Origin of the sequence: Kosakonia quasisacchari, assembly GCF_004331415.1 — a bacterium.
Lineage (GTDB): Bacteria > Pseudomonadota > Gammaproteobacteria > Enterobacterales > Enterobacteriaceae > Kosakonia > Kosakonia quasisacchari.
In genome coordinates this window covers 1-402 of sequence record NZ_SJOP01000086.1, presented here as the reverse complement: position 1 = coordinate 402, position 402 = coordinate 1, and the positions used below count along the sequence as shown (strand labels likewise).

Below are 402 nucleotides of genomic sequence, written 5' to 3'. Positions count from 1 at the left end.
ACCGGCAGCGTGAAGAGGGTGTAATTCACTTCGTTGCGCCAGTAACCGCCGTTATCGCCGGAGATGTACTGCTCTTTGAAACCACGCACCGAGCTTTCACCACCAAGCGTCAGGCGCTCGCTGCCGTAGAGCCGGTCCGGCGACCACTGCCCGTACAGGCTGGTCAGCCACAGCAGGTCATTCGTAAGCGGGCGCTGAAAACTGGCGCTGAGGCTCCCCTTGCGGAACTGCGCGCGCGGCACATCGCCGGTTTTGCCTTCATCGGTTTCGGCGTTAAACCACGGCATGCCGTGGCTGTAAGTCGGGTTAAAGGTCGCCACGCCGCCCAGTAGTTTCTGTGTGTGGCTGATGCCAAGCTGCAGGCTGGAGAGGTTGCGCGTGCTGCTGACCAGCGGGGCGTCG

At 62.2% G+C, this 402-nt stretch carries 1 protein-coding gene; it reads right to left on the bottom strand.

From position 1 onward, the window contains the following. Positions 1-402, bottom strand: a 402-nt coding sequence (locus tag E0L21_RS24800) for a ShlB/FhaC/HecB family hemolysin secretion/activation protein (RefSeq protein WP_131413846.1), incomplete at both ends; no start/stop codon positions are given.